General features: G+C 63.6%; 18 protein-coding genes. 7 read left to right on the top strand and 11 right to left on the bottom strand.

Going from position 1 to position 12,861, the window contains the following annotated elements; translation table 11 throughout:
* The first annotated feature begins 4 nt into the window (after positions 1-4).
* The 5 genes from accC (at position 5) to aat (ending at position 5,270) form a co-directional block, all read left to right on the top strand.
* The gene (accC, locus tag NLM31_RS21110; protein ID WP_254193516.1) at positions 5-1,363 is read left to right on the top strand and encodes an acetyl-CoA carboxylase biotin carboxylase subunit; all 1,359 of its coding nucleotides are present in this window, start codon (positions 5-7) and stop codon (positions 1,361-1,363) included.
* Positions 1,364-1,469: 106 nt separating this feature from the next.
* Complete coding sequence (locus NLM31_RS21105) at positions 1,470-2,987, top strand: CHASE3 domain-containing protein (RefSeq protein WP_254131177.1); 1,518 nt, start codon at positions 1,470-1,472, stop codon at positions 2,985-2,987.
* Complete coding sequence (locus tag NLM31_RS21100; protein ID WP_254131176.1) at positions 2,984-3,424, top strand: response regulator; 441 nt, start codon at positions 2,984-2,986, stop codon at positions 3,422-3,424. The genes NLM31_RS21105 and NLM31_RS21100 overlap by 4 nt, the downstream gene beginning before the upstream one ends.
* Positions 3,421-4,527: a sensor histidine kinase gene (locus tag NLM31_RS21095; protein ID WP_254131175.1), complete on the top strand. Its 1,107-nt coding sequence runs from the start codon at positions 3,421-3,423 to the stop codon at positions 4,525-4,527. Before NLM31_RS21100 ends, NLM31_RS21095 begins: the two co-directional genes overlap by 4 nt.
* 62 nt (positions 4,528-4,589) lie before the next feature.
* Positions 4,590-5,270: a leucyl/phenylalanyl-tRNA--protein transferase gene (gene aat, locus NLM31_RS21090; RefSeq protein ID WP_254193515.1), complete on the top strand. Its 681-nt coding sequence runs from the start codon at positions 4,590-4,592 to the stop codon at positions 5,268-5,270.
* A 6-nt stretch (positions 5,271-5,276) separates the two neighbouring features.
* Here the strand turns inward: aat and NLM31_RS21085 are convergent, their stop codons facing one another.
* On the bottom strand, positions 5,277-6,338 hold the full coding sequence (locus tag NLM31_RS21085) for a DUF2155 domain-containing protein (RefSeq protein WP_254193514.1): 1,062 nt from the start codon (positions 6,336-6,338) through the stop codon (positions 5,277-5,279).
* A 392-nt stretch (positions 6,339-6,730) separates the two neighbouring features.
* Here NLM31_RS21085 and NLM31_RS21080 point away from each other — a divergent pair, with 392 nt between their 5' ends.
* Both NLM31_RS21080 and NLM31_RS21075 read left to right on the top strand, forming a co-directional pair.
* On the top strand, positions 6,731-7,018 hold the full coding sequence (locus NLM31_RS21080) for a hypothetical protein (protein ID WP_254193513.1): 288 nt from the start codon (positions 6,731-6,733) through the stop codon (positions 7,016-7,018).
* 164 nt (positions 7,019-7,182) lie between these two features.
* Complete coding sequence (locus tag NLM31_RS21075; RefSeq protein ID WP_254193512.1) at positions 7,183-8,013, top strand: hypothetical protein; 831 nt, start codon at positions 7,183-7,185, stop codon at positions 8,011-8,013.
* Positions 8,014-8,028: 15 nt separating this feature from the next.
* On the opposite strand, the gene NLM31_RS21070 is transcribed toward NLM31_RS21075, so the two are convergent.
* The 10 genes from NLM31_RS21070 to NLM31_RS21025 form a co-directional block, all read right to left on the bottom strand.
* Positions 8,029-8,406: a hypothetical protein gene (locus tag NLM31_RS21070; RefSeq protein WP_254193511.1), complete on the bottom strand. Its 378-nt coding sequence runs from the start codon at positions 8,404-8,406 to the stop codon at positions 8,029-8,031.
* A complete protein-coding gene (locus NLM31_RS21065) occupies positions 8,406-8,585 on the bottom strand; it encodes a hypothetical protein (protein ID WP_254193510.1) in 180 nt (59 codons plus the stop codon). Before NLM31_RS21065 ends, NLM31_RS21070 begins: the two co-directional genes overlap by 1 nt.
* Positions 8,585-8,821: a hypothetical protein gene (locus NLM31_RS21060; RefSeq protein WP_254193509.1), complete on the bottom strand. Its 237-nt coding sequence runs from the start codon at positions 8,819-8,821 to the stop codon at positions 8,585-8,587. Before NLM31_RS21060 ends, NLM31_RS21065 begins: the two co-directional genes overlap by 1 nt.
* A 3-nt stretch (positions 8,822-8,824) precedes the next feature.
* Positions 8,825-9,682 (bottom strand): hypothetical protein, encoded by an 858-nt coding sequence (locus NLM31_RS21055; protein WP_254193508.1) that lies wholly within the window; start codon positions 9,680-9,682, stop codon positions 8,825-8,827.
* 3 nt (positions 9,683-9,685) lie between these two features.
* Positions 9,686-10,021: a hypothetical protein gene (locus NLM31_RS21050; protein ID WP_254193507.1), complete on the bottom strand. Its 336-nt coding sequence runs from the start codon at positions 10,019-10,021 to the stop codon at positions 9,686-9,688.
* 11 nt (positions 10,022-10,032) lie between these two features.
* Complete coding sequence (locus NLM31_RS21045) at positions 10,033-10,284, bottom strand: hypothetical protein (protein ID WP_254193506.1); 252 nt, start codon at positions 10,282-10,284, stop codon at positions 10,033-10,035.
* Positions 10,285-10,286: 2 nt separating this feature from the next.
* Positions 10,287-10,664 carry a hypothetical protein gene (locus NLM31_RS21040; RefSeq protein ID WP_254193505.1) on the bottom strand — a complete coding sequence of 126 codons (378 nt, stop codon included), beginning with the start codon at positions 10,662-10,664 and terminating at the stop codon, positions 10,287-10,289.
* Positions 10,665-10,676: 12 nt separating this feature from the next.
* Entirely contained in the window at positions 10,677-12,395 is a 1,719-nt protein-coding gene (locus NLM31_RS21035) for a hypothetical protein (RefSeq protein ID WP_254193504.1), read from the bottom strand.
* Positions 12,379-12,582 (bottom strand): hypothetical protein, encoded by a 204-nt coding sequence (locus tag NLM31_RS21030; protein ID WP_254193503.1) that lies wholly within the window; start codon positions 12,580-12,582, stop codon positions 12,379-12,381. The genes NLM31_RS21035 and NLM31_RS21030 overlap by 17 nt, the downstream gene beginning before the upstream one ends.
* 69 nt (positions 12,583-12,651) lie before the next feature.
* A complete protein-coding gene (locus tag NLM31_RS21025; RefSeq protein ID WP_254193502.1) occupies positions 12,652-12,843 on the bottom strand; it encodes a hypothetical protein in 192 nt (63 codons plus the stop codon).
* Between the last annotated feature and the right edge of the window lie 18 nt (positions 12,844-12,861).

Raw genomic sequence — 12,861 nt, 5'->3', positions numbered from 1 at the left:
GACCATGTTCGACAAGATCCTCATAGCCAATCGCGGCGAGATCGCCCTTCGCATCCTGCGGGCCTGCAAGGAGCTCGGGATCGCGACCGTCGCCGTGCACTCCACCGCCGACGCCGACGCCATGCATGTGCGCCTGTCGGACGAAAGCGTCTGCATCGGGCCGCCGCCGTCCAAGGACAGCTATCTCAACGTGCCCGCGCTGCTCGCGGCCTGCGAGATCACCGGCGCGGACGCCGTGCATCCCGGCTACGGCTTCCTGTCGGAGAATGCGCGCTTCGCCGAGATCCTCGGCGAGCACAATCTGCAATTCATCGGCCCCAAAGCCGAGCACATCCGCCTGATGGGCGACAAGATCGAGGCCAAGAAGACCGCCAAGAAGCTCGGCATCCCCGTGGTGCCCGGCTCGGACGGTGCGGTTGGTCCCAACGACGATGCGATGGCGATCGCCAGGAAGATCGGCTTTCCGGTGCTGGTGAAGGCGGCTGCCGGCGGCGGTGGCCGCGGCATGAAGGTCGCGCAGACCGAGGCGGATCTCCAGATCGCGCTGTCAACGGCGGCCAACGAGGCCAAGTCCGCCTTCGGCGACGCCTCCGTCTACCTCGAGAAATACCTGCAGAAGCCGCGCCACATCGAGATCCAGATTCTCGGCGACGGCCGCGGCGGCGCGATCCATCTCGGCGAGCGCGACTGCTCGCTGCAGCGCCGCCACCAGAAGGTCTGGGAAGAAGGCCCCTCGCCCGTGCTGGCCGCCGCTGCGCGCGCCAAGATCGGCGAGACCTGTGCAAAGGCGATGCGCGAGATGAAATATCTCGGCGTCGGCACCATCGAGTTCCTGTTCGAGGACGGCGAGTTCTACTTCATCGAGATGAACACGCGCATCCAGGTCGAGCATCCCGTCACCGAGAGCATCACCGACATCGATCTCGTGCTGGAGCAGATCCGCATCGCCGCCGGCGGCGAGCTGCCGGCCAAGCAGAGCGAGATCCAGATCATCGGCCACGCCATCGAGTGCCGCATCAACGCCGAGAACCCGCAGACCTTCCGCCCTTCGCCGGGCCGCATCACGCAATATCACCCGCCGGGCGGGCTCGGTGTCCGCATCGATTCCGCGGTCTATCAGGGCTACACGATCCCGCCCTATTACGATTCCCTCGTCGGCAAGCTGATCGTCCACGGCAAGACCCGCGCCGAATGTCTGATGCGGCTGCGCCGGGCACTGGACGAGATGGTGGTGGACGGCATCGAGACCACGCTGCCGCTGTTCCGCGATTTGGTGCGCCAGGACGACATCATCAACGGCGACTACCACATCCACTGGCTGGAGCAGTACCTGGCCGGTAAGACGGAACCCAGCGCGAAATAATCTTCTCTGCCGTGGAACCCTTTGGTCCCAATCGCATTATGGACGGTTGGGGACAGTTCCAAGGGGGCGATTTGAACTCCGCGACACCTAACAAGGCAAGACCGTCGTGACGGCTGGGGAACAGCGGCGGCGCGCATTCTGGCAGATCCTGCTGTTCGCGGCAGGACTCCTGGTGCTGACCGTGATCAGCGCCGGCTCCGTCTACCTCGTCAACGAAGCCCGAGACGACAGCAAATGGGTGGTTCACACCCTCGAGGTGGAGAACCAGATCAACGGTCTGCTGCTCGAAGTCCGGCGCGCCGAGAGCGCCCTGCGTGGCTATCTCCTGACGCTGGGACCAGAATTCCAGGGCGACCACGAGAAGGCCGTCGCCGCAATCATTCCTGCGCTTGACCGGGTCACGCGCCTCATTGGCGACAATCCTGCGCAGCGCGACAGTATCGAGAAACTGAGCGCGGCGATCGAGATCCGTCTCGGCCAATTCGGACGCGAGATCGACTTCATCAGGCAGGGCCAGCAGGCCCAAGCCACAGCGCTGGCTCGCGAGGCGGCTGACGGCAACACGACCGCCACCATCGGCAGCGTCGCGGCCGCCATGATCGCAGAGGAGGAGCGACTGTTCCGCCTCCGTTCGGCGAACGCCAACCGCAGCCAGACGCTCGCTGCATCGATGACCGGTATCGGCTCGGGTCTCGTCGTGCTGCTAGCGATCATCTCGGTCTGGCTGGTGCGGCGCTCTGCCCGCGCCCGCGACGACGCGGAAACACGGCTTCGCGACTCCAATCTCAATCTGGAGGCCACTGTCGACGAGCGCACGGCCGACCTGCGCGAAGCCAACGACGAGATCCAGCGCTTTGCCTATATCGTGAGCCATGACCTGCGCTCGCCGCTGGTCAACATCATGGGCTTCACCAGCGAGCTCGAGGAATTGGGCAAGGACATCTTTCGACGGATCGGAGGTCTCACGGGCACGCCGGCCGGCGGCCCGCCCGTCGATGTCGCGGAGATTCCGCTGGACGGCCCCGACAAGCAGATGTCGGCGGATTTTTCCGAAGCGCTCGGCTTCATCAAATCCTCGATCGCCCGGATGGACCGGCTGATCTCGGCGATCCTCAACCTCACACGCGAGGGCCGGCGTGAGTTCCAGCCGGAGAAGATCGATACGCGCGACTTCATCGAGGCCATCGTGTCGTCGGTGGCACATCAGGCGGCAGAGGCGCAGGCCGAGATCCATATCGAGCCGCTGCCGAATATCGTCAGCGACCGCCTTGCGCTGGAGCAGATCTTCTCCAATCTGATCGACAACGCGATTAAGTATCTGAAGAACGGGGTGCCCGGCGAGATCAGAATTCGCGGGCGCACCAAGCTCGGCTACGCTATCTTCGAAATCAGCGATAACGGCCGCGGTATCGACGCTAGGGATCATCAGCGGATTTTCGACCTGTTCCGCCGTGCGGGAACCCAGGACAAGCCCGGTCAGGGCATCGGTCTTGCCCATGTGCGTGCACTTGTGCGCCGCCTCGGCGGCACGATGTCGGTATCGTCGGAACTGAACGCGGGCAGCACTTTTACGATCACGCTGCCCATCTCGTGGAACGCCAGCAACCGGAACGCTGACAAATGACACTGCCCGTCACCATCATCATGATCGAGGACGACGAGGGCCACGCCCGGCTGATCGAGCGCAATATCCGCCGCTCCGGGGTCAACAATGAAATCGTGTCGTTCGCCAACGGCACCGAGGCGATGAAGCACCTGTTCGGCGCCGACGGCAGCGGGCTGGTCCAGAAGGGCAACGCGCTCCTGATCCTGCTCGACCTCAACCTGCCCGATATGAGCGGGATCGACATCCTGAAGCAGATCAAGGAAAACAAATATCTCAAGGCCTCGCCCGTGGTGGTGCTGACCACGACTGACGACAGCCATGAGATCAAGCGCTGCTACGAGCTCGGCTGCAACGTCTACATCACCAAACCCGTCAACTACGAGAATTTCGCCAATGCCATCCGGCAGCTCGGCCTGTTCTTCTCGGTCATCCAGGTCCCGCCCGCCGCCTCATGAACCAACAGCGCACGCCTACACTGCTTTACATCGATGACGACGACGCGCTTGCGCGCCTGGTCGATCGCGGCCTGACGCGGCGCGGCTACAAGGTCATCCATGCCGCGAGCGGCGAGGAAGGCCTGGAGCGCATCCGTAACGCAAGCAGTCAAGGCTGCATCGATGTGGTGGCGCTCGATCAGTACATGCCCGGTCTCGACGGCCTCGAGACGCTCGAGCAGATCATGGCGATCCCGGACGCCCCGCCGGTGGTGTTCGTCACGGCCTCGCAGGATTCCAGCATCGCGGTGACCGCGCTCAAGGCCGGTGCGGCCGACTATCTGGTCAAGGACGTCAAGGGCGACTTCATCCCGCTCCTGCATGTCGCGGCCGAAGGCGCGCTGCGCCAGGCCGAGTTGCAGCGCGCCCGCGAGGAGGCTGAAGCCGAGATCCACGCCTCGCGCGACCGCTACGCCGCACTTGCGGCCGAACGCGAGTTGTTGCTGCGCGAGGTCAATCACCGCGTCGGCAATTCGCTCCAGATCATCGCCTCGCTGTTGCACCTGCAGGCGAGCTCCGCCGCGCAGGACGAGGTCAAGGCCGCGCTCACCAACGCGATGGGTCGCGTCGCCGCCGTCGCTCAGGTGCACCGCCGCCTCTACACCTCGCAGGACCTGAAGAGCGTCGTGCTCAACCAGTATCTGGACTCCCTGCTCGAGGATCTCCGCCGCTCGGCCGAAGGTAACCGGATGTCGCGCCTGACGGTGAAGGCGGAAGCCATCGAGATCGACCCGGACCGCGCCGTCGCCGTCGGCATCATCGTCAACGAGCTGGTGATGAACGCGGTGAAATACGCCTATCCCGACGGCGCCGGGCCCATCCATGTCGAGCTGAGCTCGCAAGGCGACGATCTCCTGCTGTCGATCACCGACGACGGCGTCGGCGACAACGTCAAGGCCGATCCGCGCTCCACCGGCATGGGCCAGCGCATCGTCGCGGCGATGGCCAGCAAGCTCGATGCCACCGTCGAGCGCGATCCCGCCCATTCCGGAACCCGCATCATCCTGCGGTTCCAGCGCACGCCCGCGCCCCCCAACAAGGCGAACACCGCCGCGGCGGGCTGATCCGCACATCCGGAATTGCCCCCCATCGCACGCGCATCGCGATCCTGCTATGGTCGGACGCTATGACTTCGCGCGACTCCGCCTCGTCTGAAATCACGCCGGCCGTGCTGCTGCGCGCCTATGCCTGCGGCATCTTTCCGATGGCCGAGAGTGCCGACGACCCGACCCTGTTCTGGGTCGAACCGGAAATGCGCGGCGTGATCCCGCTCGACGGCTTTCGCGTCTCGTCGCGACTGGCCCGCACGGTGCGCTCGGATGCGTTTCGCGTCACCGTCAACACCGCGTTCAAGGCGACCATCGCCGGCTGCGCCGCGCCGCAGGCCGGGCGCGAGGACACCTGGATCAACAAGCGCATCCGCGACCTCTATGGCGGCCTCTACGAGCTCGGCCATTGCCACAGCGTCGAGGCCTGGCAGGGCGACGACCTCGTCGGCGGCCTCTATGGCGTGAGCCTAGGGCGTGCCTTCTTCGGCGAGAGCATGTTTCACACCGCGCGCGATGCCTCGAAAGTCGCGCTGGTGCATCTGGTCGCGCGTCTGATCCATGGCGGCTTCGAGCTGCTCGACACGCAATATGTCACCGAGCATCTCAAGAGCTTTGGTGCGGCCGAGATCTCGCGGCGGCGCTACACCGCGTTGCTCGACAAGGCGCTCGCCGGTGAGCCCGGCGATTTCCTGAAACTGTCTGCGGGGGATGCGATCCCGGGCGCACGCGCGCTCGAGATCGTCGCCTCGCGGCAATAAATCAGGTTATCGGCTACCGAACCCGGGGATACCAAACAGACCCGGCCGCTGCTCCGGCGGCGGAGGTGGCGGCGGCGCCGGCTGCTGCTGCTGGATCGGCGGCAGAGGCTGCGGCGGACGCTGCTGCACGGCCTGTTTTGGCGCGGCTTTCTTCTGTGCCGGAGGCGGTGGCGGCGGCGCAGGCTTGGTCGCGGGATCGGGCGCTGCGGTCGCAATGGTCTGCTGCGGCTCTTTGCAGTCGGTGAGCCAGATATCGTAGATCGGGTGCTCGACGCCGTGCAGGCCGGGGCTTGCGGCATACATCCAGCCGGAGAAGATTCGCTTCACCTCGCCCTGCAAGGTGATCTCGTCGACCTCGACGAATGCGTCGGTGTTGGCGGCTTCCGTGGCGGGCCGCGTGTAGCACGCGTCGGTCTTCACCCGCAGCGCGCCGAACTGCACGGTCTCGCCGATATCCTCATCGAAATTGATGATGCGCCCGGTGATCTTGTCGAGGCCGGAGAACGTCGCCTTCTTGTTCACGATCTTCTGCGCCGGCGGCTCGGTGACGACCTCGTCGCCCGGCTGGAGGCTTGCCGGCGCCTGCGGCACGGCGCCCTGCTGGGTCCCGCCCTTCTGCTGCGGCTGGCGCTGGCCGGGAGCTCCCGGAACAGCGGCGCCCGGCTGAGCAGGCGCGCCCGGCGGCGCCACAGCGACGGCCGGCGGCTGGTTCTGCGGGGCGACGGGGCTGCCTGGCGGCGGCGCCAGCGGCTGGGTCTCGACCGGCCCCGGCATGGCATTGCCCTGGCGCGGCATCGGACGCGACGGCAGCACGCGGCCCTGCGGCGGCAGCTCGGGCACCTCTTCGTCGTCGTCGGGGGTCGGCTGCGGTTGCGGCTGTCCGCCGCGCGGGATGGTCCCCGGCGGCCGCAATGGTGGCGGATCGGAGAAGATCGTGCCGATCTGCGCCTGCGCGGGCGTCGCCACCGTCAAAGCGGTAGCGGCCAAAAGCGCCGCAAGACCTGTCAGGGTAATGGTTCGAAACATAATCTCGCGCGGCTTCAACAGCGAATCGGGCTTATTCGACATTCTACAGGGGATACCGCCGCTCGCAGGCCATCCGGTTAACACGGCGAATACGGCGGGTTTGCGTCGCAATCGAAAAAGGCTGCAATTTCAACGTAAACTGTGTCGCCTGTTCTCATTCCGTTGCCGCCTTTTTCAGGGGTTTGTGATACCAATCTGATACCGGATCACCGCTTGTTCTCACTGCCGGGGGCGGCCCTACGGCGACTATTGGCACCACTCAAGTTCCAAGGCAATGGATCGGGCGCGCTGACGCCCGTTGTTCAGGCCGCCTAGAATGGCGGCCTCTTTGATTCTCGGTTGTCCACCCCCACGACCGGCAGTAGCTCGGCACCGTTCCGGCCTACCGGGAATCGACTTTTTGACTCGGCGCCGACAACGGCATCCTTGGCGGGATGCCTCGCCCAGGACGCATCACCCCCACCCGCCCCGATGGTCGCCCGATCAAGATCACCTTTGCCGAGATGCGCGAGATGGGCGTACGGGGCGTCCTGATCTATTGCTGCTCCTGCGGCCACCACATTGCCATGAGCGCGGATCGCTGGCCTGATGAGGTGCGGCTGTCTGATGTCGAGCCGCGCCTCGTCTGCACCGCCTGCGGTCAGCGCGGCGCCGAGGTCAGGCCGAACTTCGATGGGGATAACCCGCCGCTGGCGGCGATGGGGTATCGCAACACCAGATAACCCCCACACGTTCCCGTGATCGCGGTTGCGCGATCCAGCGAGCGCGCGCGGAATGCTTGCATTGATCGAATCGATAGGAGCATCGCCGTGCTGGAGATCAGCGTCGGTCATTGGACAACCCACTACCTTAGCCGGCTTCGCTATCGGCTCGGCCTGCTGTGAACATGTTCGGCAGCGCGAGCAACGGCGGCGCGTTTCTTCGCGACCTGCGGGAGCACTGGGTCGCCCGGTGTGTCCTGCTCCTTTGGGCGGTAATCGGTTTTTACGACACTTTCGGCTCGCAGTTTCTGCCGCCCGAATGGTCCCAAAAGCGGCCTTCCGTCTTTCAATTGGTTACAATGACGAGCGGATGGCTGTCTTGGGGAGCGTGGCTAGTGATAGGCGCAGCCTCGCTTCTAATCTTCTCGATTTGGCGTGCGCCTCTGGGCGCAAAGGCGAAGACGGCCGGCTTGGCTATCTTGGCCGCAGTCGTCGTTAGCTGCTTCGCGTACTACGCTGTATGGCCTGTCCAACCGCGAGGTCCGAGCCTGCCGCCATTGCTGGCCAAGATGGACGCCGATTTCCCGAGCAATGACTTCCAAGAGCCGTTCGATTGGGACGTCAAGTTCTCGCCGACAACCGTTACGAAGGTTCGGGGAAACATCTACTACAATAACCAGACGATGAGTAAGTTCATCGCCTTTTACGTCCCAAATCAGAACGTCTACGAAACCTGCCAACGGCTTGCTCTGGACCTAAGCAGAATTCTGGTAGGGCCGCCCAACATTGTAGTGAACGGTAAGCGCGAAAGGTGGCCGTTCAAGATGTCCATGCAGGTTGATGGGGATACCAACCCTCAAACGAGTGAAAATGCCAAATTCACTGGAGTCGTATATCTATACTATGAAGGTCACTTGCAGGATGAAGAGCGTGCCCAACTCCGGAAGCGATTTTTAGAGCAAGGAGCCACCCTGCGGTTCGTTGCCGCCGAGCTATTGAGACAAGAACTCAAGTGACGCGGTTAGAGCTAACTAAGGCAGCGGGAACGAATAGCGCAGCACCCTGACGATCCCGGAATGCGTCACCGTGATCGGCGGCGCTCCGTCGTCGATGACGACGCTCTCAGTGATCGCGTGCGGAAGGATGCGTTGGCCTTCGCCGATCTCCTCAACCTCATAGCCAGCATTGGCAAGTTCTGTCGGCAGTGTTGAGCCGGGCAAGCAGTCCATGGTCGCGTCCAAGGCGCCGGGCGACGACGTCAACCAGCCCCCACGATCAGCCACAAGGGCTACCATCGCAGCATGACGCTCGACGCGGGTTTGGTCTTTGACCGGCCGCCGATAAGCGCGCTCCGAGTCCTCACGACGTGGATGCCCTTGACTGGCCCGGTAGCGGTCGTACCAGGCCATCAGTCTACCTCGGTCACAAAATCAAAAACTGCGTCCACGTACTTTTGCAAGGCCTCCCGGATGCTGGCGGGATCACGACGCGGCCCTGCGTGCATGAAGTTCCGGCAGCGAACCAGGACGACGTTGTGCAGATGCTCGACCTCCGCCAGCCGCATATCCTGAATCGTCGGGATGCCCATCAGTGCTTCCAGATGTTCGTCTCGAAGACGGCCTGATCGCCGAATTTGTCGGCGATGGCGAGCAACGTCTCGCCAAAGTCTTTCGCCGTCAAATCGAGAGGCATCGACACCGGTTCGCCTTCATTCGTGGCGAGCCGGAGCCGATGCCGCCACGGATGAAAATCAATCGTCAGCAATAGCCAGACCCAATCGTTGACCTCGGCGTCTTCATGGAAGCGGATGGGGTGAACGGTCATGGTTCAGCCTCGCTCTCTCTGGGGATACAGGCCTTCCTGCCGGAGGCGTTGCAGCTTGGTGCGGTTCTGCAAGTAGAGATGCTCTTTCTGCGCATTCGACATGTTCGGGTCGGTGAAGGAGTTGCGCGCGATAGCGCGTTCCTCCGGCGACAGCGTCTTGTCTAGCTGCGTCAGTCTGTGCCCGCTGGCGCTGGGCACATCTCGGGAAACGGGGGCAGTCATAGGCATTGACCTTTGCGCGCGCTGCGCTGGTTGTGGTTGAGGCTGCGACGCCAGCACTTCCGGCGCTGACATCCTGGCGTGGTAGGCGTCACCGATGGCTGATGCTTCATCGGCCAGCCGCTGGGCGTGCTGCTCAACGCTCAATTCAGGCCGTGCGGCCTGAGCCATGGTGGCAGCGCGCGCGGCCTCGGCGAGGCGTTCGCGCCTGGCCACCATTTCCTGCGCAACGGTCGAGCCAAGAAACTCGAACATGGCCGGGCTGTCGTCGGGAATGCCGTGCTTAATCGCTGCGTCATGGGCGCGATTCACGATCTCGGCATGTTCGTTTTGCAGCATCATCGGATTCTGCCGGAGCCATTGCTTCTTGGCGTCGGAAATGCGCAGCCCGTCAATATGCCGTTCGGCCGGCGACGCCTGCTGTTCATGATGCGCCTGCCGCTGCAATTTCTCGGCGCGAAGCTGGCCATCCAATGCCTTCTGGATTGGATCGTCAGCATCCCGAGGAGGCAGCGACGGTTCGTCCGCGTTCACTACTACCTCGGGATGCTCGACCACTTCTGGAATCGCACCTCCAGAAGTGAGCGGGACGGCGCCGCCGTCGCGATATTCCTGGATTTTGTACCTGCGCCGTGACGCCATTGGTTACGCCTGTCGCCGAATGCTCGCCAAATAATCCGACTCTGACGAGGCGTGATTGGTGTCCGCCTTGGCTGCGGCGCGCGCATCCTTGTCGGCATGAGCCGCCTTCTGGAGGCGGCCGACGCCGCTCTCGGCACCGGCCGTGATCTTGCCGCCGCGACCATCGCTGTCTGTGTCCGGCAAGCGCATGGCGCCGCCCCGGGCTCTGGGAGCGACCTTGGAATTCTCAGTTGCTCGCTGGCTCCAGCGATCCAGGTTGGCCTTGTCGCAAGACTCGCCATCCCAATTCTCGCGGCGGGTCGGACGGGAATATTCGCGAAGACGATCTAGTCTCGACATCTGTTGATCTCCTAAACGCTCACGCCGCCCGCTTGCGGTCGGTACGGCTCTGTCAGATTCAGAACGCGCCCGCGAGAGCGCGCATCCATTGCTTCCTTGGCAAGCTTCACCTTGTCAGGGATGGAATCGAAGCGCCGATCCTCTTTCATCCAAGCGGCCATTTTCCGAGCCATTTCGGTCTGGTTATGCTTGCAGGCGATTCTTGCCTCGTCTTGCATCTTCATCAGCGTCTCGCTGAGGTCGTTCGTGGTCCTGCCAAACATGATTACCTCCGCACCATGCCCTGATCGTCGCGATACTCGCCGGTCATGCGCATGTGCTGATACTTCTGCTTGTTCCGCAGATACAGCTCCTGCTTCTGATCCGGCGTCATCGACGAGTCCGGATGGCTGTTCGCAACCTCAACCTCGTCCTTGCTCAGACCGAAACGGTTCATGTCGCGCGGCGCAGCCGCATAGGCTTCGCGAGCCATGTTGTTCAGCTCGTTCATGCCGACCCTGAGATTCGCGATCTGTTGCGAGGCCTCAACCATGGCCTCCATATCGTTCCGAAGACGGGCCTGTTGGAAGTTCATGTTGCATTCTTGCATTGCGTACTCGTAGCCGCGAAGGCTGCGCTGATGGACTTCTCGAAGATCAGACATGTAGAGACTCCTTTACTGGTTGGCCGATTGCCGCAGATACGCATCGGGATCGAATTGCTCGTTGCTCGGGGGTAGCCGTCCGATCTGCCGCGCCGGACGCGGCAGGAAAGAGAGCGGCGGCGAAAATCGCTCGGCCTGTCTCGCCGCTCGGCCGGCGCCATGTGCGATCTCGCCGACAAGGCGCGGAGACATCGCCGGCAGCGTCGCCAATGCGCCGACGCCTGCGCCCGCTGTCCCGGCTCCAATCGCACCAGCAGCCATTGCAGGCAGCTCCGTAGCGACAAGGCGGCCCCATCCGCGAGGCGTCCAAGAGCCGAGAGCCTGACCGGCAAGCTTCTCCATCAGGCGCGGCGCGCCAGCATTGACGAGATAATCCGCCAACTCGGCGCGGCGGCCATAGGCCGTCGTGACGTTGTCGCGAAGCACCGATTGCAGCTTGCGCAGCGTGGTATCGACCGAGGCCTTGGGATTGATCGAAAGCGTCTTCTCCATCTCCTTGATGAGGTTGCTCGCTTCCTGATAGGCGTTCATCGCCTTGGCGTAATCCGGCGCCTGGGCGACGATTGTGCGGCGAACCCCCTGATAGACGCGATCCGCCACAAGCCGCTCTGGCGTCCCGTATTGCGTCGTGTCCCGGACGTCGCCAATCCGCTGTTTCAATGCGTCGAGCCCTTCGGCCGTGTGAAACTCGGCCGGGTCCAGCGCGCGCCACTCATCGACCACGTCGGCGAGCTGATGGCGGATGTTCGCCGTGCTCGGCGCGAGGTCCCGCCCCTTGAACGTCTTCACGCCGCCAGCCTGCCGCAGGGCGTCGTCGATCTCGTCGAAGTTCAAGACCTTCTGGTCCATGCCGATGTCCTGCATAGCCGTCCGGTACGCGTTACCGCGCTCCTGCCGCATCTGGCCGACAGCCTTCCGGGCGTCCTCGACCGCGTCCTCTATCGGGGCTAGGCCGCGCATGTTCTCGCGGAACGCGTTGCCGGCCTCGCCGCCTTCATAGCCGGAGCGCGCGGCGATCCTGATCGGCTCGCTGCCGGCGCCGGTCGTCAGACCAAGGCCTTCGGCTCCGACATATCCCGCGCCCTTGGCGATGGCCTTCCCGGCGCCCGCAGCGGCACGGAGCGGGTCAACGGCTCGGCCGGCAGCGCCTGCGATCTCGCCGGCCTTGCCGACGATGCCGGGAGCGCGAGCGAGCGCGCTCTCGCCGCCAGTCAGGAGCATGGATAGATCGCCGAGCACGCCAACTGGATCGTTAGCGAGGGCGCGCTTGACGTTCTCCACGCCGCCATAGCGGTCCGCATAGAACTTGCCGACAGCGTCGGCATATTGCGCGTGCTCGCCGGAGCCGATCCCGACCTTGTCGAGGATGCCGAGGCCGAGGTTTTTGAGATTTGACGCCGTATCAATCGGATGGATGAACGGCTGCAAGATGTCGCTGCCGAACTGCACAGCGCTGGAGGGCGTGTTGCGCAGCGCCTGCGATCCGACCTCGGACCAGGACATTGGTTGAGGCGAGCCTTGATGGACGACGTCCCAATCACCGACCGGCTTGGTGCTCACAACATCCCAATCGCCCGCCTTGGCAGTGGGCGGATCAAATTGATCGAACGCGTTCTTGGGGGGCGTTGGCTGGCTCCTGAGATACGCATCAGGATCAAACCCCGACGTGCTCTTGAGGTAGGCGTCGGGGTCGAACTGGTCGAAGACGTTGGCGTTAGGCTGCGCTGGCATGGGCGTTCCCATTGTTCAGCTTGCGCGCCGGGAGCAATCCCTGCTGTCGCAGGAATTGATCGAATGCCATGCGATAGAGATCGGATTTGGTGAATAGACCGCTTGCCGCCAACGCATCGAATGCGGCCTCATGCTCTTCGGGGCCGTAGAACTCGAACATGACGGGAAAGCGTCGGGGCCTTGGCATGGTGAATATCCCTGCGTTACGGGGGAAGAGCACCGGACAACTTCCCGACGCTCTCCCGCCAATCTCCTGTCAGCGCGTATCGCGAACGCGCCCGCCATTGATCTCGCGAAGGCGATCATGCGCATCGGCAAGCCGGCGATTTGCGGAGTTGACCGCGTTGGCGCTGCCGCCTTTGGAATAGTCGCGCTGCGCCTTATCGACGGCGGCGCGCGCGTCGTGAACTTCATCGTAAGCGCGATCGAGATCGGTCCAGAACATCATCGAAAAGCCTCCCGTTGT

The sequence above is a fragment of the Bradyrhizobium sp. CCGUVB4N genome (assembly GCF_024199945.1).
In the GTDB taxonomy this organism is placed as follows: Bacteria; Pseudomonadota; Alphaproteobacteria; order Rhizobiales; family Xanthobacteraceae; genus Bradyrhizobium.
Note: the sequence above shows the minus strand (reverse complement) of the source record. Positions and strands in the feature narration are given on the sequence as shown.

What these genes read in the sequence shown, in the direction of transcription:
- NLM31_RS21100 (WP_254131176.1), top strand. Translation starts at nt 2,984, where the DNA reads ATGACACTGCCCGTCACCATCATCATGATCGAGGACGACGAGGGCCAC.
- NLM31_RS21065 (WP_254193510.1), bottom strand. Translation starts at nt 8,585, where the DNA reads ATGGGCATCCCGACGATTCAGGATATGCGGCTGGCGGAGGTCGAGCAT.
- NLM31_RS21050 (WP_254193507.1), bottom strand. Translation starts at nt 10,021, where the DNA reads ATGTCGAGACTAGATCGTCTTCGCGAATATTCCCGTCCGACCCGCCGC.
- NLM31_RS21080 (WP_254193513.1), top strand. Translation starts at nt 6,731, where the DNA reads ATGCCTCGCCCAGGACGCATCACCCCCACCCGCCCCGATGGTCGCCCG.
- NLM31_RS21055 (WP_254193508.1), bottom strand. Translation starts at nt 9,682, where the DNA reads ATGGCGTCACGGCGCAGGTACAAAATCCAGGAATATCGCGACGGCGGC.
- NLM31_RS21035 (WP_254193504.1), bottom strand. Translation starts at nt 12,395, where the DNA reads ATGCCAGCGCAGCCTAACGCCAACGTCTTCGACCAGTTCGACCCCGAC.
- NLM31_RS21030 (WP_254193503.1), bottom strand. Translation starts at nt 12,582, where the DNA reads ATGCCAAGGCCCCGACGCTTTCCCGTCATGTTCGAGTTCTACGGCCCC.
- NLM31_RS21085 (WP_254193514.1), bottom strand. Translation starts at nt 6,338, where the DNA reads ATGTCGAATAAGCCCGATTCGCTGTTGAAGCCGCGCGAGATTATGTTT.
- NLM31_RS21025 (WP_254193502.1), bottom strand. Translation starts at nt 12,843, where the DNA reads ATGATGTTCTGGACCGATCTCGATCGCGCTTACGATGAAGTTCACGAC.
- accC (WP_254193516.1), top strand. Translation starts at nt 5, where the DNA reads ATGTTCGACAAGATCCTCATAGCCAATCGCGGCGAGATCGCCCTTCGC.
- NLM31_RS21095 (WP_254131175.1), top strand. Translation starts at nt 3,421, where the DNA reads ATGAACCAACAGCGCACGCCTACACTGCTTTACATCGATGACGACGAC.
- NLM31_RS21075 (WP_254193512.1), top strand. Translation starts at nt 7,183, where the DNA reads ATGTTCGGCAGCGCGAGCAACGGCGGCGCGTTTCTTCGCGACCTGCGG.
- NLM31_RS21040 (WP_254193505.1), bottom strand. Translation starts at nt 10,664, where the DNA reads ATGTCTGATCTTCGAGAAGTCCATCAGCGCAGCCTTCGCGGCTACGAG.
- NLM31_RS21060 (WP_254193509.1), bottom strand. Translation starts at nt 8,821, where the DNA reads ATGACCGTTCACCCCATCCGCTTCCATGAAGACGCCGAGGTCAACGAT.
- NLM31_RS21045 (WP_254193506.1), bottom strand. Translation starts at nt 10,284, where the DNA reads ATGTTTGGCAGGACCACGAACGACCTCAGCGAGACGCTGATGAAGATG.
- NLM31_RS21070 (WP_254193511.1), bottom strand. Translation starts at nt 8,406, where the DNA reads ATGGCCTGGTACGACCGCTACCGGGCCAGTCAAGGGCATCCACGTCGT.
- aat (WP_254193515.1), top strand. Translation starts at nt 4,590, where the DNA reads ATGACTTCGCGCGACTCCGCCTCGTCTGAAATCACGCCGGCCGTGCTG.